Raw genomic sequence first — 17,812 nt, 5'->3', positions numbered from 1 at the left:
GCTGCTGCTGCAGGATTAGGCTGGGCGGAGCGTCTTCTTCTTGAAGGGTCGCAGGATCAAAGCGGTAATCGCTCCCGCGCTCAAAGCGGAGATAAGCAGCGGCGTGTTCCACTGCCAGAGGCCGCTCTGGCCAGGGGGCGGCACCAAAGCATACCCAGCCAAGGGTCCGCTCCACAGGAACGCTATCGCTGGAGCGAACAGGACAACCACTATGGTGGTCCACGGCAGCTGTCTGCTGGTGCTCAGCAGCAGCACGGCTACAACCAGCATTGATGCGGCGGCGGCCAGTGTCAGAGTGTGGGCATCCACCGGCGCGACGCTCAAGGGGTTGTAGAAGAAGAGGGCTTGCTCTCCGGAGAGTCGAAAAACGGCCAAAGCTGCCCCTCCGGAGGTGAAACACACCGCGGTTGTAGCAAGCAATACCCGGCCTGGGCGTGTGGCCGCCGGAGCCCCGGCCAAGGCGATAATGGCCAGAAAGCTAATGGTCAGCATCGTATGCAGCGGCGGCGCCAGAGTACCTGTCAGTTGGCCTGCCAGACTGACCAGTGGAGCGCCAGCAGCCGCGCTTAAGAACAAGGACCGGCGCAGCGCTGTCCGCTGCAGCAAAGTGCATAAAAATGCCGCTATGAGTAGCAGATAAATCAGGGAAGCGCCGGTGGTGAACGGGCCGAGGGAAAGAGCCTGTTCCGTGAATCCCTGCCCGGTGGGCCGCCAGCGCAGCGTACCGGGACGAACCCAGGGGCCCCACTCTCCCAGCAGCATCATGGTGACAGCGAGATAGAAGGTCAGAACGGTGGCGGTGAAGGCCAGAACGCTCCGGCGCGTTCGGCTGACCCGGCCGAGCAGGTGCATGGCGCGGGCTATTAGACCGCTGCCAACAATATTCAGCAGCTCGGAGGCGGTCGGAGCGCTTCGATGTTCGCTCCGAGCCACGTCAAGCAGCACCCCGATGAACTCGTCGCCCTGTTCCTCCCGCCAACGCCGGGGATAAGCGGACAGGGCCCGCTGATAGGTGGTCTCCAATTCGGAAGCGGAAGTGTTCATGCGCCGGCAACTGCCGCGCGGAGCCTGAGCTTTGACATGGCCTGTCGTGCGTTGGCTGCCAGCCGGTCTGCTTCGCGTCCTAATGTCGTGGCCCCTTCGTCCGTGATCCGGTAGTAACGGCGGGCACGCCCGTCAACAATCTCCTCTCCGGAGACTTCCACCAGGGCTTCATCGCGTAACCGGTCCAGAACACCGTAGAGCGTTCCGGGCTGAAGTTTTACCCTGCCGCCGGAGAGCTCCTTAGTTTCGGCGATGAGCGCGTAACCGTGCTTGGGGCCATCGGCCAGCGCTGAGAGGACCAGGAAGGTGGGCTCGCGCATTTCGTGCTTACTCATGGAAGGAACGATACTCAGAGAATCTATATATTCGTCACAAAGAGATATAACGGTTCGATTACTCCTCTTGGGCACTGCCACCTTCTGGCCGTGCAGATATGGAAGACCGTCGTCATTTGGGTATCCGTCACCGGACGATACGCAGTGCCTGCCTCGCAAGCGGCCAGAGCGCGTCGAGGCGGGCGGACCAGGGGTCAGCCATGAGGCCCGCACACAGCCGGCGGCCGACTTCCTCAAGCGACACCCACTCGGCGGCCATGACTTCGCTCTGCTGCAATCTCAATTCGGTGTTCGCCGGCGCGTGGGCAGTATAGAAATCAAGAAGAGCTGCTGCTTCAGCAAATCGATCAATCGGCGTCAGCGCGGACGGCGGAATCTCTACCCCCGTCTCCTCCCCCAGTTCTCGAATCGCCGCCTGACGACTTGTCTCACCGCTGAGAGCGCTTCCACCGGGGAACTCCCATCCGAAGGGAGATTCCTTAGTTGCTGCACGTTGGGTAAGGAGGACAGCTCCATCCTCACGCTGGATACAAACTGCGACGATCAAATGAAAAAACCCGGACGGCCAGTTCGCTGCGCCCCTGCGATAGGTTCTACCCGTCGGAGACCCTTCGGCATCCACGACGTCCCACCACTCATCAGTACTGTTCGTTTCGAAACTCGTCCAGGACGTTGGCATGTCTTCACCTTAGTAGGCGGCAAGTACCCACGACATGATTGAGATTGCCCGGACACCAATAGGCTCACGGAGACTGGTCGGCCACAAACCGCTGCAAAAACCAGGCCACAAACCGCTGCAGCTCACAGATCAGTGTTGAGGTGCAGGGCGAATCGTGAATGAACCCATAATTTCGCTTCCATCGACGGGGGTTGTGATGTTGAAGGAGAGGCTACGTAACACTCTCTGGGCGGCTGTATTACGCGCAGTGGTCTTTGCTTGCACTTCATGTGCTCCCAATAAGCGAGCTTTGCGCAGCACTTCGGCGATTGCCATCCTCCCGATGCCTTGACCGCGCGTCTTGCGGATGAGCCAAATTCCTGTTTCCAGCGCCCCTTCTACACCCGTTTTTTTCAGACGGACTGAACCAACGATGTTCTGGTTGACGACTACAGCCCATGTGGCCTCGCCGGCAGCTCCAGTCAATCCGTCACGACAGCGTTGGTGGTAGGCCCGCAGCCAATCCACTCGTGCCACAGTCCACGACGGGCCAGGTGTCAGCGGAGGCGTCACTTCATCAGCCGTTGCATCAGTAACTGCCGCGCGGACCAACTGTCGGAGCACGACGTCGTCGACAGGAACCAAGCTAACTGAGGCTGTCTCGTCATTCACCACAGCAGTTATCGTACCTGCGCGTATTGACCCAACAACCAGCATCGATGCTGCGCCGTTACACGGTCCCTCAGCGAACACCGAGCGCATCGACGCCGGGTTGCACTGCCTCGTCCGAAGAGAGAAGTTAAGGGCAAAGCTGCTGCTCCAAAGTGCCGACCGCCGCGCTCCGACGTCGATACTCCAGAACGGAGCACGTTAGGAAAGCAGAAACAGCAAGGACCATGGCGAGGATCGACACCGGCCCGCACCACTCCGGCAGCTTCTCAGCGAGCATCATCGTGCCCACCCCGAAAACAATCGAGACCCAAAACAGTGGCGGCTCCATGCAGTCATGTCCGCAGCCTAACCGCTGTAGGGATCCTCGAGCGGGACGCTTACTCAGCGTTGAACGAGGTTACCGTCGGCGTGGGAGACAGTCTGGTTAGCTGACTAAATGCAGATCAACGTTCGCCCTCCCTCTCGTGCCGAAATGTCCAATTACTACAAAGCCCTTCCAAGCGGGAATGGGCTTCCTAGCTGGGAAGCAGCGCCAGCGGCATGGCACGGTGGCAGCGAACCCTGGCCTCAGCCTCGTCAGCCCGCCACTGCTGAACAATTGGAAGCGTGGGCCGACAGTAGCGAGAAGAACCAGAACTTTCATCCGGTAGCTGCGTTTGCTGACGGGCGACTGGTCGGCGCCTCCGCGATGCTCTCGTTTGAGGTCACGGTACCTGGTTCACTTCAGCTACCCATGGCAGGAGTAACTGGTACAGGAGTCCTCGCTACACACCGCAGGCGGGGCCTGCTTCGAAAGATGATGCAGACCATGTTCGACGCTGCAATCGAACGGGGCGAACCAATCTCGATGCTCAGCGCCAGTGAAGGCAGCATCTATGGAAGATTCGGATTCTCCCCCGCGACATACCGCACCCGGTGGGAGATTGAACGCTCACAAGCAGAACTTTTCCCTGTAGAGGACACCATCGGTTCACTCGAACTCATCGGCGCATCAGAAGCGCGCGCGATATGGCCCGTGCTACATGAGCGTGTACGTCACTCTCGGGTGGGCGAGCTATCAGCTCAGCCAGGCAGATGGAACGGACTCTCTGACACGGCATCCGGAACCGATAGCCCTCTTCGCTATCTCGTGCACCGGGATAGCACCGGAACGGTGGACGGTATTGCCAACTTCAAGTTGCCTTGGTCCCGCACGGTTGATGATGTTGGCACGCTAGTCGTTGAAGCCCTCGAAGCCACCAATCCCAGTGCTTATAGGGCGCTGTGGCATATCCTTCTTGACTTCGACCTGACACGCAAAGTCGTTGCGCATTCACGTCCGCGCGATGAACCCCTTCGCCAGATGTTGAGAAACCCTCGTGCAATGCGTATCACTCGACAGTCAGACAACCTTTGGATGCGCATACTGGACGTTCCCGCCGCATTAGCAGCCCGCACTTATTCCACGCCCGATACCATAGCTTTTTCCGTCCAAACCGACGAGATGGTTCCTAATAATGTCGGCACTTGGCGTCTAGAAGCTGACGTTACCGGTGCCTCCTGCGTGCGTACCAACGATGCACCGGATCTCACGCTCGACATTCAAGCCCTCGGTGCCCTCTACTTAGGTGGAATGTCGGCTCAGCTGCTCGCCGCTGCGGGGCGGATTCGCTCCGATCAAACCTCGTCCATAGAGAAACTTTCCCGGATGTTCAGAACTGACCCAGAACCTCACAACTCATTCGGGTTTTGAGCTGATCTAGTTCAACCGGCCTTCTGATGTCTCAGCTAAGCTCCGGTACAGCGTGGCGCGTCAGACGTTGAACGTCTCCGCAATCTGCTTGTTCGTGTGAGTGCTGGCCTCGATCATGTCGGGCCTGGATGATCCGTGTGCGGCTCATCCCCGGCTTCCTCCCGCTGGACCTGCCACGGCTGCGAGCAGTGTCCAATCCTTGCCTGGTGCGCTCAACGATGGGCTTTCGCTACGCCAAGGTGCTGCGTCTCGGAGTACGGTCGGTAGATGCGAGCAGAACTCATTGATCCACGGGATCAGACCACGCAGGTCGATGATCCGACCTACAGGGTGTACTTCTGGGCGGACGATGGCGGGAACAAGGAAGAGTGGGAACTGTCACGGGCAGACCTTCACGAGGTGCTCACTTGGATACCCACCCAAGCCAGAGGCCGATCGCACAGCCTCTGGGCAACCACGCGATCCCCGGGCGAAGTTTGTCTTATCCGCTTGCGAGGAATCGATCTAGACACGGACGCCGATTCTTGGCCCTCCTGGGCTCAACAAACATATAGCTAGGCGCACGCTGACCCATCCTCAGCGGGATCCAATACAACCGCATTTGCGACGGCGTATCTTTCCGTGAGGGCGCGCTGACGGCGCTTGGTAGCGCCGACCTTTATCTACATCGTCGCCATCGTCTGCAACTCCGGGATTCAACAAGCGTGACTCTGGCTGACAAGAAAACTAGCCAGTTAGAGATTACGAGTCATGTATACACTGTGCGGATCCTCAACATAGGGGCCGAAGGGCTGGCACTGTTCAAAGCCATGCTTTGAGTACAGTGTCCGTGCGGGTGCGAAGAATTCCGCCGATCCGGTTTCAAGGGAGAGCCTCGCTACCTTGCGCGCTCTGGCATCGCCCATGATGTGGCTTAGCAGCTGCGAAGCTATCCCCTGTCCTCGGAGCGTCGGTTCGGTTCGCATGCTCTTAATCTCCTCGTGGCCTGGCGTCAGCACAGCTAGTGCACAGGTCCCGGCGATCCGCTGCTCTTTCCGCGCTACCCAGAGCCGAACTGTGGGCTTCTTCAGCGCGTCCATGTCCAATGCGTGTTGGGACTCCACCGGTGATTGAGGGACCATATCTGCTAGGTGGGCTTGCAAAAAGATTTTCAGGGCGGGATCGTCAAAACCTGCGAGTTGGATGAGTAGGGTCATGAGGGGAAAGCTAGCAATTCTTTGTGTCGAGTTTGTGACGTGAAGTGCACATTTGACGCTTTGGTGTTACCGGTTCAGTGCCTGTGCGGACGGAATGCGTGTTGCGGTGAGAACAGGTTAGAACCCTGCCAAGGCCCCGCCTAAAGCTCAGCTGCCGCGGCAGCCACAGCCAGTTACGGATCGGCGTGCGGGACGGGCGGACGACGCTGCGCTTGGCGGAGTCACCCGCGGTGGAGCGCTTCACCGCCGAAGTGCCTGCGCAACCGTCGATGCCGGTGGGCGAAAAGCGCCTTGACCACACGGCGTAGCACTGGTGCCGGCAGCGGCACTCGTGGCTCCAGCGCTAGCGTATCGGTGACCCGGGTGCGTCCGTCGTCAAGGGGCTGCAGTTCGCGCAAGTGTTCCCAAACCCGGGCGATCGCCATCGAGGAACGCTCGTGGAAGCGGACGGGCGCTTCGACCTCGACCAAGTACAAGTCGTCATACTCCACGGGCAGCACACCGCCAAGCCGAAGCCAGGCCTTTCCCAGGTGGTGATGGACCGGGACCTCGGTCATCAATGCGCCACGGTAGCGACCGGGCATGGTCATGGACAGCACCGGACGCAGTTCGTCGTTGATGCCCGCTTCCGTCGTGACCCGGGCCCAGACCACATTAATATTCGCATGCAAGACAACAGATCGCTGCACCTCAATGCGTGCGCCAGATGCGTCGCGGTCTTCCCGCTGCCTGGTGTTCACAGTCGTGAGTCTACTTTCCCGCGACGTCAGGTCAACGGTTCAGTAATCGGCTTGCGGGCTTGGGCTGTCCTGCACGCCGATCGCTGACTGGGACAGCCGATGTCGGCCGGTGGCAGAACGGGGAACGGATTTCGGAAGCCGACGGTTATTTGACCCTTCTCTTTTGCCGGACGTGTTCGCAAGGCCGGGCAGTCCCGGGTGAGGCCGGTTGAGTCGGGTCATGAGCACGCGTCTGGTGCAGCTGATTGGTCGTTAGGCTCCCGTAGACTACGTCGACGGCAGCGGAAATACTTCGAGCATGCGTTAGGACGAATAGTGGATACAGACACACAGGTCGATGAACGAAGTGCCAGACAGCCCTCAATCATCGACCGCGTCTTTTCAATCGTCTTCTTGGTCGCGCAGCCGTTCGTCGCCGTCGTGCAGTACTTGATTATCGCCCTCGGCGCGTCCGACTGGATGGACGGAACCCGTTCAATACCGCACTGGGCGGCAACGACTGGCATCGTTCTGGTCTTCCTCATCCCACTCGCGGCGGCAGCAGCCACGCTCGTGATGCTCGCCCAGCGCCGGATCGCGTTCTGGGTACCGCTCCTCGCGATGGTGGTTACGTCCGTGATGGTCCTCGTCCTCTCCGCATATGCGCAGAAACCTGACATCTAGTAAACCTTGAACGCATCTATGTCAGACGCACATTAAGGTGTTCGCTGAGGATCCTTTCGCGGGAGTCCGCCGCCCTCGCTGAAGAAGATCCGTTTCACGCCGGTGCTCTGGACGAAGAGACGATTCTGCAGCTGGACGAGGCAATGCCCGGCTGCTTAGTGTCTCTGGAGTACCCCCGGCCCTCCAGATCCGATGCCCTGGCTGCCTGATGACGCGGAGCATCTGAACCGGCCTCTCTACCTTTTCAGATATGCACGGCAATTGCAATGGATTTGCAGAATAAATATCAAAAGAATCAATCTATACTTACTGTTGACATTGTTTATAATTCATCTAGTGTCATTACACACCGTAAAACTTCTAGTCGAACGGGGATCAATAAAATGAATACGAAGACGAAGACCGGACGAATTTGTCGGTAAACGTCACCTGCCATGAAGATAAGCATTACCAATGGAATGTGAATTACAATGCCGGAGCCCCTGAGACCACATATGCGGTCTACGCTGACTACCGGTATGAAACAGGCGGCGGATTCGACGGGGGCGGCGGCTCCTTCTCAGACCCCCTTGCCAGCACCACTGCTGCCCACTATGCGGGAGTCCTGACTACGGGAATTTATGGCATCGGTTCCAGCGGTACTTCGACCGGGCACACTGGCCCCAATGGGACCCGCGTGTACGTGACCGTCACCGTCAACGGCTACACCCAGGAAGGTTGGGACGATTGCTAGGATTAGGCATGGATAATCTTCCTGAAGGCATTCAAGTATCCTCCAACCATCGCCCAGGCGAGCCTCTGCGCCCATGGGAGGACACCCAGCTCGCCGGCGCCGACCTGACCCTGGCAATCAAAACTGCGCAAGCCGAAGACGCCGTTGTTCGCCTCATTAACGGCGAGGACCTCTCCAAGGATGACATCATCTCCTTCGGACGGCTCAACGCGGTCTGCGTCATGAGATGGTACGAGCCGGTGGTGAACCTGCTCGGCCCGCGCAGCCCTGAGCTGCACCCGAATCATATTGCTCTGATCCGCAAGCACAGCAAGCTCTTCCGCCAGCGGTAGCGATACCAGATTCTCCAGGGGCCCGTCCCGGCAGTTGTCCGGGCTGGGCCCCTTCTCTGTGCAGGAGAACTGCTTCTCGGAGCCAACCCCCCCCAATAATCCCCCGCGCTCTTTGGGGGATTCCCCCCCTGTAATCCGCGGTTGGAGTGGGCTTGGCGGCCCGTTGGACGGGCGTCTCAGAAAACGATCTTCAACTGGCTACGGTCAAACTATGCTCCACCCGCCGCTGATACCGCTTACACATATTGCCCAGGAGCCGTCCCCGTGGTGAACGCAAGCACTGTGACGGCCATCAGCACGATGAAGCAGAATACCTCGAAGGGCAGCCACCGCCTCCATTTGGGAAGGTTGTAGCGGTAAGCCTTTGTCAGCGCGAAGCAGAATGCTGCGCAAAAGAGGAAAACAAATCCAAACACAAAAAAGCTGATCATCAAGTCGCCCTCGTAACATCCCGAGCCATACCCGGTCGCCGGAGTGCAGACCATACGGTTCGGATACGTACCCAGAGCGGTTCCGAACATCGCGGCGGGCAGAAGGCACAGTACAGCGCCGGCGAGGATTCCGATCGTGCTCCCGATATGTCCACGGGTGGACGGATGAACCTCGTCAGGAACTGCCACGGAGTCAACATTCATTTCTGCCTCCAGCTCGTCAGGCAGTGGGTTCGCCTGTCGAATCGATGGGGAAGCTCTCAATGACTTCACTGGTTTCCGTGTCGATGATGACAACTGATTGCTTGGGCCATACTGGGTCCGTTACTACCGCGTATTCGACGTCGTCCGGGTGCACTGCCTCTGCCTGTCCGCTGGCATTCCGGGTCGAAGCATCCACAATTTCACCAGTGTCCGTGCGCACCGCAACCGTCTCGTCGGGCAGCCCTGTGGTGTCGCCTGAAACGGGCGTTGAGTTCCACCATCCCTCATACCCACCGATGATGGGTTCCATTGTGGGCGAGGGTTCTAAAGCAGCGGCCGCTTGGGTTTCGCTGCTACAGCCGCCTAGGACAAGCGATCCGGTTATCAGCAGTGCTGCCGTTATTACTCCACGCGTATTCATTGTTCCCCCGAGTCATTGAATCTGTCGTAGTCGACCGTACCCCAGCGACAGGCTGCCACCGGCGGTCGGGTAGGTTAGTTCTCTCCCGGCGGGGAGTAATCAGCGGACCTTTGCCGTCAGGCTGGACTCCCCTAGCCGAATAACGCTCTCCACCCATTTTGCGCACCCAGCGTTGACGCGCAGAAGGGTCCCCCACCAGGGCGCATCCGCCCTAACTTACCTGTCCCGGAATGTCCATATACCTGTTTGACCTGCGAATTCGCGTATACCCCGCCCACTCGTATGCCCGGTGAAGGTAGCGCAACCGCTACATTCGGATCCATGAGCGCCCACACTGTCGGTTATGCCCGCGTCTCCACCAGCGAGCAGGACCTCACTGTTCAGCAAAACCAGCTCGCAGCTCTCGGTGTCCCCGAGGACCTGATCTATACCGACCATGGGCTGACCGGCACCAACCGTGACCGGCCAGGACTGCGTCAGGCCCTGGCTGCGGTCCGTGACGGGGACACCTTTGTCATCACCAAGCTGGACCGCCTCGCCCGCTCCCTGCCCGATGCCCGGGACATCCTCGAAGAACTCACGAAGAAAAATGTGAAGCTGAGTATCGGCGGATCCATCCATGATCCGTCGGACCCTGTGGGCCGCCTGCTGTTCAACGTCCTGGCCATGGTTGCCGAGTTCGAATCCGACCTCATACGGGCCCGCACCCGGGAAGGCATGCAGATCGCCAAGGCAAAGGGCCGGCTTCGCGGCAAGCAGCCCAAACTCTCCAAAGCGCAGGAAGCACACGCGGTCTCCCCGTATAACGCGGGCCAACACACCACCACCGAGATTGCCGAACTCTTCAAGGTCGCCCGCAGCACGGTGTACCGCATCGTCCAACGAACGCCGCACTCTGAGCGCAACGGCTGACGTGCCATGGATCTTCTCAACGCCGAAGGATACGAGTTTGCACGCCTGGTGCTCCAGCGCGGCATCGCCGCCGTCTACCTGATCGCCTTCATCTCCGCCGCCAACCAGTTCCCGGCACTGTTGGGTGAACACGGACTGCTGCCGGCGCCGCGGTATCTGGCCCGGACCGCCGGACGCGGCATTCCCACCCTGTTCCGCTGGCATTATTCGGACCGGTTCCTGCTGGCGGTGGCCTGGACCGGCGCCGCGGTCGCAGCCCTGCTGGTGGCCGGACTGCCGCAAACGGGACCGCCGTGGCTGCCGATGCTGGCCTTCCTGCTGCTGTTCGGGCTGTACCTGTCCGTCGTGAACATCGGCCAGACGTTTTACGGCTTCGGCTGGGAATCCCTGCTGCTTGAGGCCGGCTTCCTGGCCGCGTTCCTGGGTTCCAACGAGACGGCTCCCCCGGTCACGATCCTTTTCCTCTTCCGCTGGCTGGTGTTCCGGCTGGAATTCGGCGCCGGACTGATCAAGATGCGCGGGGACCGGGTGTGGCGGGATCTGACCGCACTGTATTACCACCACGAGACCCAGCCGATGCCCAATCCGGCCAGCTGGTACTTCCACCACCTGCCCAAACCGCTGCACAAGGCCGAAGTGCTCGGCAACCACTTCGCGCAGCTGGTGGTGCCCTTTTTCCTGTTCTTTCCGCAGCCGGTGGCCGGAGTTGCGGCGCTCATCGTCATCATCACCCAGCTGTGGCTCATCCTTTCCGGCAACTTCGCCTGGCTGAACGTGCTCACCGTCCTGCTCGCCTTCAGCGCAGTCGCAGATTCGAACCTCCAGGCGCTGCTGCCCGGAGCCGCCTTCAGCACCCCGCCCGCTGAGGCCACCCCGGTCTGGTTCGCCGTCGTCGTACTGGCTGTGACGTTGCTGATGCTCTATTGGGCGTGGGAGCCGCTGCGGAATCTGTTCAGCAAAAACCAGCTGATGAACGCCAGTTTCAACCGCTGGCACCTGTCCAACGCGTACGGCGCGTTCGGCAGCATCACCCGGTCCCGCAACGAGGTGGTCATCGAGGGGACACTGGACGAGCCGGGTCCCGATGCCCAGTGGCGGGAGTACGAATTCAAGGGGAAGCCCGGTGATCCGGGCAGGATGCCCCACCAGTTCGCTCCGTACCATCTGCGGCTGGACTGGCTGATGTGGTTTTTGGCGCTGGGCGCTTCCGGCGGTTCCTGGTTTCCCGTGCTGCTGCAGAAACTGCTCGACGGCGACCGCCGCACCCTCGCCCTGCTGCGCACCGATCCCTTTGCCGGCACACTTCCCCGGTGGGTGCGTGCGCGGGTGTACCGCTACCGTTTTTCCACGGCTGCGGAACGCCGGGCCGACGGGGTGTGGTGGGTCCGCGAGCCAGCGGGTTTTCTCATCGATCCGGTCCGGCGAATCGTTCCCTGACACCTACCGCCGGGAAACCCGGCAATGGCAGACTTACCAGTTACCACCCAGCCTGCGGACCGGATTACCGCCGATGCGAGGAGCCCTGACCATGACCCCAGTGGGGAGCCCGCCCATTCCCTTCGCTGCCCTGGATTCGGACGCCCCGGAGTTCGAGGACCGCACCCCCGTGGTGTTCATCCACGGACTGTGGCTCCACTCCACCAGCTGGGACCCCTGGCTGGAGCTCTTTCACGAGCGCGGTTATGCGCCGTGGGCCCCGGGTTGGCCGGGCGAACCGGATAGCCTTCCTGCCGCCAATGCCTTTCCGGAACCGATGGCCGGAACCGGAGTGGCCGAAGCCCTGAGCCATTATGAGGGACTCATCAGGAGGCTGCCCCGCCCTCCGGTGCTGGTGGGCCACTCCTTTGGCGGGCTGCTGGCCCAGCAGCTTTTGGCCCGCGGGCTGGCAGCAGGGGCAGTTGCGGTTGCTCCGGTTCAATTCCGGGGTGTCCTGCGGTTGCCGCCTGTCCAGCTGGCGTCACTGTTGCCTGTGCTGCGGAACCCGCGGAACGTCCACACAATCGTCCGCCAAACCCCGCAGCGTTTCCGCCGGAACTTCGCCAATGCCGTTTCCGAACGCGAATCCTATGACCTGCACGCCACCTGTGTGATGCCGGCACCGGGACGGCCGCTGTTCCAGGCCGCGGCGGCGAACCTTAATCCGCGCACGCCGGTCCGGGTGGACACCGCCGCGGCCAGGGGTCCGCTGCTGCTGGTGGGTGCAGGCCGTGACCGCGTGGTTCCGGCCTCGGTGGTCCGGGCAGCTGCGCGCCGCTACCGTTCCTCGGCGTCAGTCACCGAGTACGCGGAGCTGGAAGGCAGCGGCCATTCCCTGGTGATCGACCACGGGTGGCAGATTCTGGCCGAAGCCGTGCTGGGGTTCCTGGACCGGCACGGGCTCTCGCCGGAACCGGCGGACGGTTAGTACCCGATCAGGCTGGTACCTGATTAGGCGCTGACGTCCGGTTTGGTGACCACCGTGTGCGTTGCATGGTCGTACAGGAACGTCAGCGAGCCGCCGTCGTGCACCATGTTCATGTTGGCGCCGTCCCGGTGTCCGTGCTGTCCATAGTTTTCGTCCCAGGATCCGTCCAGCGCCACTTTGTATTCGTAGTGGCCCGCGGGCAGGTCCGCAGTGAGCTTCCAGAGCTCGTCACTGCGGTCAAAAGTGAGCTGCAGACCGGCGGGGTCCCAGTCCGCCCGGCCCAGGGCGCTGCCCATGTTGCCGGCAATAACGACGGCGTCCGGCTGCGGAAAGGAGGGTTCGGGCAGCTCGGCGCCCTCGTGGGCACCGTGGTGTTCCGGCGGAATTCCGGGAACTGCCGCAGCTTCCTGCAGCGCCTCTTCAATGACTTCCTCCACGTCAGCGGACGCTGCGGGCGAAGCGGCGGCCGGAGCCTTGCCGTTCATGGCAGCCAGCAGATCGGCGGTGTCCGGGAAATCCTGAAGTGCCCGGCGGCCCGAGGCGGTGATGCTCCAGCCGGCCCGGCCTTCCTTGGTGATCCAGCCTGCTTTGACCAGTTTGCTGCTGGCGTTGGACAGGGCACGTTCTCCGCGTGCCGCCCCGCTGGCCAGCAGCTCCGCCTCGCTGCCGGTCAAGGGCACCCGGGTCACGGCGGCAGAGAGGACTTCTCCCCTGCTGATCCGGCGCTCGGCAGAGGGATCTTCCGCTGCCAGGACCTCCAAAACTGCCCTCAGCCGCAGTGCCGTATTTTCAATGCTGTTCTTTGCCAACGTCTCTCCTTCGTTTCTCACGTGCAGATCCATCACCCAGCTTACTGATCACACCAGGGATCACTGGCTTGCAGTGGCGCCGGACACTGCGGCGGCGGGGTGCAGGGACCGTGCCAAGGTGCCGAAATCACCAAAGCCCAGCGAAGCGCGGGCGGCATATGCCTCGATCAGGGCCGCTTCGACGCCTTCCAGGTCAACGGTGCCGGTGTCCTCCGCGGCGCCGGCCGTGTCCGGGTTCCAGTCCAGGCCCAGTGCCGCGTAACACTCGTCCAGCACCCGCCGCAGAGGCGCGGCATCCTGCACCACAAACACCGAGGAAAAGAGCCAGGCACCGGAGACCACACGCTGCGCCGTGCCGACGAGCTTGATTTTCCGACCGCCGGCGGTGGTGCCGTGGACAGTGAACTCGCCCGGGCAGTATTCTCCGGGAATCTCACCCACTGCTGCATCAGCACCTGCCCGCCGCAGCACCGAGGCATACATGTCACCGAAGGCGGCAAACCGTGCCCGGGAGCCTGCCACTGCATTGGCCCCGGGCTCCACATGGTCCACTACCAGGCAGCCCTGATGGTAGGCCGCTGCACGACCTCCGGCCTTGCGCACCAGCGGCTCAAATCCCTGCGCACGGCAGGCCCGCACGGCGTCATCGAACCCCGGAAGGCGGGCGTCACGCTGGCCCAGCGCCACGGTGGGGCGGGGACGGTAGAGGCGGAGCGTCGGCCCCAGTTCCCCCCGCTTGGCTGCGTCCAGCATCCCGAGCGCAAAGTCCAGATCCTCCGCCGCACCCAGGCTCTGTTCCTGTCGCACCACGGTGAGCGGCTCTGCAGCAGCGGCTCCGCCGGCGGGGAGGAAGGCGTCAGCGGACAAGGTTTCTAGGCCTGCCCGCCGAGCCGGCGCACGGTCAGGATCTGCTCACTGCGGCCGAACGGCCCCTGCTCATCGTGCAGCACGGAGGAGGTCAGCCCGATGCCGTCGGTTCCAAACGTGACCCGGGTGTCCAGCCCCAGCCACTCCCCCCGGGGCGTCCGGTGAAGGTGGATCTGCAGGTCGACGTTGGGGAACATGTAGCTGTCCCCGCCCGGCGGTACCCGGGCCGCAATGCCGTTGGCGGTGTCCACCAGGCCCACCATCCGCGCCAGGTCCGACGTCGTTTCCCCCTCCAGCATGGAGTGGGGCGTGCGGATCCACACCTGGCCCCGGCCCGGGCGCAGGCCCGGCACGGCACGGAAGTCCAGTGATCCGATGAACTCCCCCGGCCACTCGGTCATTCCGCGGGCTTCTTCAAGGCCGTCCGGCCCGGGCATGGGAGCGTCCTCCAGGGCTGCCACTTCGCCGGTGGATCCCAGGGCCAGACGCCAGGCGGTGGCCCGCACCGCCGCCCGACCGCCGGCAATCAGTTCCGCTTCCAGCAGTTCAATGGTGCGGCCCGGGCGCAGGACCTTGGTCCGCACGTCGAAGGTGCCGCGTGGGATGACGCCGAGTATGTCGTAGCTGATCCGTGCCACGCGCATGTCCGGACGCGGACTGCAGGTTTCCAGCGCGTGGGCGAGCAGGCCGGCCACGGGTGCCATGTGCTGCTCGTGCTCATTCCAGGCGCCCTGCGTATGGATGGTGGATTCAAAGGTTTCCTCGCCCAGGGCGCGGTAATACGACTCGGCCACAGATGTGCCCTCCTTGTGGTTCAGGTTTGTGTCTCAGGCTACATCAGCGGCGGCTCCGGGGTGCCTGAGTCAGTACTGGCTGAAGGCGGCCGTGGCGGGGTCCGCGCCGATCCTTGAGCCGGCGTCGAGCTCGTTGATCTGTTCCATGTCGCGGGGAGCGAGCTCCAGGCTCACGGCGGCGAGGTTTTCCCGCATCCGCTCCGGAGTGGCCGTTTTGGGGATGGCGATGTTCCCGGAGGCCAGATGCCAGGCCAGCACCACCTGGGCCGGTGTTGCATCGTGGCGCCGCGCAATATCAATTACAGTGCTGGTCGTCAGATCCTGGCTCTGCCCCAGCGGGCTGTACGCCTCAACCGCCATGCCGTGGCGGCGGGACGCATCCGCGAGCGCCCGCTGCTGGAAGGTGGGGTGCAGCTCGATCTGGTTGACGGCGGGCGGGACGTCTGCGGCCTGGGTGAGTTCATCCAGGTGCTCCGGCAGGAAGTTGGACACGCCGATGGCGCGCGCCAGCCCGTCGGCGTAGATCTGCTCCAGGTCCTGCCAGGCCTGCAGGTACAGTCCCTGCGAGGGAACCGGCCAGTGGATCAGGTACAGATCCACGTGCTCCAGGCCCAGCGCTTCCCTGCTGTCCTCGAATGCGGCACGTGCCCGGCCCTGGTCCCCGTTGCGGAGCTTGGTGGTGATGAAGAGATCCTCGCGGGCAATCCCGGACGCTGCGACGGCGGCTCCCACCGCTGCTTCGTTTTTGTAACCGGCTGCCGTGTCGATGTGGCGGTAGCCGGCTTCGAGGGCACTTTCCACGGCTTCCTGGGTGCTCTCCGGGGGAATCTGGAAGACTCCGTAGCCCAGCTGCGGAATGCGGACTCCGTTGTTCAGATCCAGTCCCGGGACATGTTCATGCGTCATTGAGTGCCTTTCATTGCGTTTGGCCTCCACCCTATTTCCCGCGGGAACTGTTGGATACCCCTAGCCCGGGAGTGTCCGGACGAGCAGAATGGGTCCTGCATCCGCGGTCCCGCTGCCCGGGGCCGGTGCTCAGCCGTCCACTACGTGAGGATTCCTCCATGCAGTACACCCACCTGGGCCGTTCCGGCCTCAGTGTCTCCCGCCTGTGCCTGGGCACCATGAACTTCGGCCCCAAGACCGAGGAAGCGGACGCCCATGCCATCATGGACTCCGCACGGGAGGCAGGCATCAACTTTTTTGATACCGCCAACGTCTACGGCTGGGACAAGAAGGGCTGGACCGAAGAAATTGTGGGCCGCTGGTTCGCCAAGGGCGGCGGCCGGCGCGAGGATACGGTCATTGCCACCAAGCTGTACGGATCCATGAGTGAACGCCCCAATGACACGTTCCTGTCGGCACTGAATATCCGCAGGGCTCTGGATGCCAGCCTGAAGCGGCTGCAAACGGACTACATTGACCTCTACCAGTTCCACCACATTGACCGGAACACTCCGTGGGACGAGATCTGGCAGGCCATGGACGTGGCGGTGCAGCAGGGCAAGATCATCTACAACGGCAGTTCAAACTTTGCCGGCTGGCACATCGCCCGCGCCCAGGAGGCTGCCCAGCGCCGGAATTTCACCGGGCTGGTCAGTGAACAGAGCATCTACAACCTCATCACCCGTGCCGTGGAGCTGGAAGTGATCCCGGCGGCACAGCAGTACGGTCTGGGACTGCTGCCGTGGTCGCCGCTGGAAGGCGGCCTGCTCGGCGGCGTGATCAAGAAGACCGAAGAGGGTGGCCGGCGCACGGAGGGACGGGCAAAGGAAGCGCTGGAAACCCACCGGGAAGCGCTGGTCCAGTACGAGGACTTCGCCGACGAGCTCGGTGTTGCCCCCGGCATCCTGGCCCTGGCCTGGCTGCTGCACCAGCCCGCCGTCACAGCCCCAATTGTCGGTCCGCGGATTCAGGCACAGCTCGACGACGCACTCAAGGCGCTGGACACGGAGCTCGACGCCGAGGCGCTCGCCAGGCTCGACACCATCTTCCCCGGTCACCGCACCGCGCCGGAGGACTACGCCTGGTGAGGGGCAGCGGGCGAAAGATACGGTGAATTCGTCTTTCGCCCGCTATGCCTCCTGCGCCGGGAGGATCAGCTCCGGCCCGTTGTTGCGCACCGAATTGACCTCGCTGGACACCACCCGCGGGGTCAGCACCGGTTCCGGGATGGCATCCAGCAGCTGCTGCACACCCGTGGTTTCCGTCAGCTGCGGGTCCAGCCAATCCGAGTAGAGGTCCGGGGGCACGATCAGCGGTGTGCGGTCGTGGATATGGCCCAGTGCATCGCTGGCTTCGGTGGTGATGATGGTGAAGCTCAGCAGCCATTTGTGTTCATGGTCTTCGGGCAGGGAAGGATCAGGCCAAAACTCATACAGACCGGCAAAGGCCAGCGGATCCTCGGACGGCGAATACAGGTACGTGGGGATTTTGGTCTTGCCGGACTTTTCCCATTCGTAGTAGCCGTCGGCCGGCACCAGCGCCCGGCGCTTCACGGCGGCTTTGCGGAACGCCGGCTTTTCCAGCACCGTTTCCCGGCGGGCATTGATCATCCGGGATCCGATTTTCGGATCCTTCGCCCATACCGGCACCAGACCCCACTTGGCCGTGGCCAGCCGGCGGACCACGGCAGGCCGGCCGTCGTCGTCGTGCTCTCCCCTGCGGTGGAAACGCTCGGTGACGATGCGCACATTGTCGGTGGGGGCCACATTCCAGGACGGAGCGATGTCCTCCCCCACAGCCTGCTCCGCGGCGAAGGCTGCCACCAGGTCAGATGTTGCCTTGGCCATCACATATCGTCCGCACATGCTCCCATTGTGCCCGCCGCAGCGGAGAACTCCAGAGCAGGCCTTATTCGAATAT

The 17,812-nt window shown here is 62.3% G+C and carries 21 protein-coding genes; 8 read left to right on the top strand and 13 right to left on the bottom strand.

The window, feature by feature from the left end; genetic code table 11:
- Nucleotides 1-15 precede the first annotated feature (15 nt).
- From CXR00_RS07835 to CXR00_RS07820, 4 genes are all read right to left on the bottom strand, one after another.
- Nucleotides 16-1,044, bottom strand: coding sequence for a hypothetical protein (locus CXR00_RS07835; protein ID WP_104053972.1), 1,029 nt, complete (start codon nucleotides 1,042-1,044; stop codon nucleotides 16-18).
- On the bottom strand, nucleotides 1,041-1,379 hold the full coding sequence (locus CXR00_RS07830) for a PadR family transcriptional regulator (RefSeq protein ID WP_104053971.1): 339 nt from the start codon (nucleotides 1,377-1,379) through the stop codon (nucleotides 1,041-1,043). The genes CXR00_RS07835 and CXR00_RS07830 overlap by 4 nt, the downstream gene beginning before the upstream one ends.
- Nucleotides 1,380-1,506: 127 nt before the next feature.
- On the bottom strand, nucleotides 1,507-2,058 hold the full coding sequence (locus CXR00_RS07825; protein WP_104053970.1) for an NUDIX domain-containing protein: 552 nt from the start codon (nucleotides 2,056-2,058) through the stop codon (nucleotides 1,507-1,509).
- A 129-nt stretch (nucleotides 2,059-2,187) separates the two neighbouring features.
- Nucleotides 2,188-2,712, bottom strand: a complete 525-nt coding sequence (locus CXR00_RS07820) for a GNAT family N-acetyltransferase (protein WP_207347040.1) — start codon at nucleotides 2,710-2,712, stop codon at nucleotides 2,188-2,190.
- A gap of 433 nt (nucleotides 2,713-3,145) precedes the next feature.
- On the opposite strand from CXR00_RS07820, the gene CXR00_RS07810 reads away from it, so the two are divergent.
- Nucleotides 3,146-4,441: a GNAT family N-acetyltransferase gene (locus tag CXR00_RS07810; protein ID WP_104053967.1), complete on the top strand. Its 1,296-nt coding sequence runs from the start codon at nucleotides 3,146-3,148 to the stop codon at nucleotides 4,439-4,441.
- 734 nt (nucleotides 4,442-5,175) lie between these two features.
- On the opposite strand, the gene CXR00_RS07805 is transcribed toward CXR00_RS07810, so the two are convergent.
- Both CXR00_RS07805 and CXR00_RS07800 read right to left on the bottom strand, forming a co-directional pair.
- Nucleotides 5,176-5,637: a GNAT family N-acetyltransferase gene (locus CXR00_RS07805; RefSeq protein WP_104053966.1), complete on the bottom strand. Its 462-nt coding sequence runs from the start codon at nucleotides 5,635-5,637 to the stop codon at nucleotides 5,176-5,178.
- Nucleotides 5,638-5,858: 221 nt separating this feature from the next.
- A complete protein-coding gene (locus tag CXR00_RS07800) occupies nucleotides 5,859-6,377 on the bottom strand; it encodes a hypothetical protein (protein WP_219815993.1) in 519 nt (172 codons plus the stop codon).
- 315 nt (nucleotides 6,378-6,692) lie between these two features.
- On the opposite strand from CXR00_RS07800, the gene CXR00_RS07795 reads away from it, so the two are divergent.
- The 3 genes from CXR00_RS07795 (at nucleotide 6,693) to CXR00_RS07785 (ending at nucleotide 8,105) form a co-directional block, all read left to right on the top strand.
- Nucleotides 6,693-7,040 carry a hypothetical protein gene (locus tag CXR00_RS07795; RefSeq protein WP_104053965.1) on the top strand — a complete coding sequence of 116 codons (348 nt, stop codon included), beginning with the start codon at nucleotides 6,693-6,695 and terminating at the stop codon, nucleotides 7,038-7,040.
- Nucleotides 7,041-7,500: 460 nt separating this feature from the next.
- Nucleotides 7,501-7,773, top strand: coding sequence for a hypothetical protein (locus tag CXR00_RS07790; protein WP_104053964.1), 273 nt, complete (start codon nucleotides 7,501-7,503; stop codon nucleotides 7,771-7,773).
- 8 nt (nucleotides 7,774-7,781) lie between these two features.
- A complete protein-coding gene (locus CXR00_RS07785; protein ID WP_104053963.1) occupies nucleotides 7,782-8,105 on the top strand; it encodes a hypothetical protein in 324 nt (107 codons plus the stop codon).
- 236 nt (nucleotides 8,106-8,341) lie between these two features.
- On the opposite strand, the gene CXR00_RS07780 is transcribed toward CXR00_RS07785, so the two are convergent.
- Entirely contained in the window at nucleotides 8,342-8,725 is a 384-nt protein-coding gene (locus CXR00_RS07780) for a hypothetical protein (protein ID WP_146068460.1), read from the bottom strand.
- Nucleotides 8,726-8,756: 31 nt separating this feature from the next.
- The gene (locus CXR00_RS07775; protein ID WP_104053961.1) at nucleotides 8,757-9,050 is read right to left on the bottom strand and encodes a hypothetical protein; all 294 of its coding nucleotides are present in this window, start codon (nucleotides 9,048-9,050) and stop codon (nucleotides 8,757-8,759) included.
- Between the two features lie 432 nt (nucleotides 9,051-9,482).
- Between CXR00_RS07775 and CXR00_RS07770 the strand changes: the two genes are divergently transcribed.
- From CXR00_RS07770 to CXR00_RS07760, 3 genes are all read left to right on the top strand, one after another.
- Nucleotides 9,483-10,073 (top strand): recombinase family protein, encoded by a 591-nt coding sequence (locus tag CXR00_RS07770; protein WP_104053960.1) that lies wholly within the window; start codon nucleotides 9,483-9,485, stop codon nucleotides 10,071-10,073.
- Between the two features lie 6 nt (nucleotides 10,074-10,079).
- Entirely contained in the window at nucleotides 10,080-11,510 is a 1,431-nt protein-coding gene (locus CXR00_RS07765; protein WP_104053959.1) for a lipase maturation factor family protein, read from the top strand.
- A gap of 91 nt (nucleotides 11,511-11,601) precedes the next feature.
- Nucleotides 11,602-12,477, top strand: coding sequence for an alpha/beta hydrolase (locus CXR00_RS07760; RefSeq protein ID WP_104053958.1), 876 nt, complete (start codon nucleotides 11,602-11,604; stop codon nucleotides 12,475-12,477).
- A gap of 23 nt (nucleotides 12,478-12,500) precedes the next feature.
- Here CXR00_RS07760 and CXR00_RS07755 read toward each other — a convergent pair whose 3' ends face one another.
- The 4 genes from CXR00_RS07755 to CXR00_RS07740 all read right to left on the bottom strand — a co-directional run bounded on the left by CXR00_RS07755 (nucleotide 12,501) and on the right by CXR00_RS07740 (nucleotide 15,853).
- A complete protein-coding gene (locus CXR00_RS07755) occupies nucleotides 12,501-13,286 on the bottom strand; it encodes a winged helix-turn-helix domain-containing protein (protein ID WP_258060325.1) in 786 nt (261 codons plus the stop codon).
- A 60-nt stretch (nucleotides 13,287-13,346) separates the two neighbouring features.
- Complete coding sequence (locus CXR00_RS07750; RefSeq protein WP_104053956.1) at nucleotides 13,347-14,153, bottom strand: lipoate--protein ligase family protein; 807 nt, start codon at nucleotides 14,151-14,153, stop codon at nucleotides 13,347-13,349.
- Nucleotides 14,154-14,158: 5 nt separating this feature from the next.
- A complete protein-coding gene (locus tag CXR00_RS07745; protein WP_104053955.1) occupies nucleotides 14,159-14,947 on the bottom strand; it encodes a thioesterase family protein in 789 nt (262 codons plus the stop codon).
- Between the two features lie 69 nt (nucleotides 14,948-15,016).
- Nucleotides 15,017-15,853 (bottom strand): aldo/keto reductase, encoded by an 837-nt coding sequence (locus CXR00_RS07740; protein WP_104053954.1) that lies wholly within the window; start codon nucleotides 15,851-15,853, stop codon nucleotides 15,017-15,019.
- Between the two features lie 158 nt (nucleotides 15,854-16,011).
- Between CXR00_RS07740 and CXR00_RS07735 the strand changes: the two genes are divergently transcribed.
- Entirely contained in the window at nucleotides 16,012-16,980 is a 969-nt protein-coding gene (locus tag CXR00_RS07735) for an aldo/keto reductase (RefSeq protein ID WP_104053953.1), read from the top strand.
- A 42-nt stretch (nucleotides 16,981-17,022) separates the two neighbouring features.
- Here the strand turns inward: CXR00_RS07735 and CXR00_RS07730 are convergent, their stop codons facing one another.
- The gene (locus CXR00_RS07730; protein ID WP_104053952.1) at nucleotides 17,023-17,757 is read right to left on the bottom strand and encodes an SOS response-associated peptidase; all 735 of its coding nucleotides are present in this window, start codon (nucleotides 17,755-17,757) and stop codon (nucleotides 17,023-17,025) included.
- Nucleotides 17,758-17,812 lie beyond the last annotated feature (55 nt).

This window comes from Arthrobacter sp. 9E16, assembly GCF_002929435.1.
GTDB classification, from domain to species: domain Bacteria; phylum Actinomycetota; class Actinomycetes; order Actinomycetales; family Micrococcaceae; genus Arthrobacter_B; species Arthrobacter_B sunyaminii.
The sequence above is the reverse complement of the archived record's forward strand: the minus strand, read 5'-3'. Positions and strand labels throughout refer to the sequence as shown.

Bases quoted from the DNA above. Each gene is read 5' to 3' on its own strand.
- CXR00_RS07835 (WP_104053972.1), bottom strand. From the start codon at position 1,044: ATGAACACTTCCGCTTCCGAATTGGAGACCACCTATCAGCGGGCCCTG.
- CXR00_RS07830 (WP_104053971.1), bottom strand. From the start codon at position 1,379: ATGAGTAAGCACGAAATGCGCGAGCCCACCTTCCTGGTCCTCTCAGCG.
- CXR00_RS07825 (WP_104053970.1), bottom strand. From the start codon at position 2,058: ATGCCAACGTCCTGGACGAGTTTCGAAACGAACAGTACTGATGAGTGG.
- CXR00_RS07810 (WP_104053967.1), top strand. From the start codon at position 3,146: ATGCAGATCAACGTTCGCCCTCCCTCTCGTGCCGAAATGTCCAATTAC.
- CXR00_RS07805 (WP_104053966.1), bottom strand. From the start codon at position 5,637: ATGACCCTACTCATCCAACTCGCAGGTTTTGACGATCCCGCCCTGAAA.
- CXR00_RS07785 (WP_104053963.1), top strand. From the start codon at position 7,782: ATGGATAATCTTCCTGAAGGCATTCAAGTATCCTCCAACCATCGCCCA.
- CXR00_RS07775 (WP_104053961.1), bottom strand. From the start codon at position 9,050: ATGGAACCCATCATCGGTGGGTATGAGGGATGGTGGAACTCAACGCCC.
- CXR00_RS07770 (WP_104053960.1), top strand. From the start codon at position 9,483: ATGAGCGCCCACACTGTCGGTTATGCCCGCGTCTCCACCAGCGAGCAG.
- CXR00_RS07765 (WP_104053959.1), top strand. From the start codon at position 10,080: ATGGATCTTCTCAACGCCGAAGGATACGAGTTTGCACGCCTGGTGCTC.
- CXR00_RS07760 (WP_104053958.1), top strand. From the start codon at position 11,602: ATGACCCCAGTGGGGAGCCCGCCCATTCCCTTCGCTGCCCTGGATTCG.
- CXR00_RS07740 (WP_104053954.1), bottom strand. From the start codon at position 15,853: ATGACGCATGAACATGTCCCGGGACTGGATCTGAACAACGGAGTCCGC.
- CXR00_RS07735 (WP_104053953.1), top strand. From the start codon at position 16,012: ATGCAGTACACCCACCTGGGCCGTTCCGGCCTCAGTGTCTCCCGCCTG.
- CXR00_RS07730 (WP_104053952.1), bottom strand. From the start codon at position 17,757: ATGTGCGGACGATATGTGATGGCCAAGGCAACATCTGACCTGGTGGCA.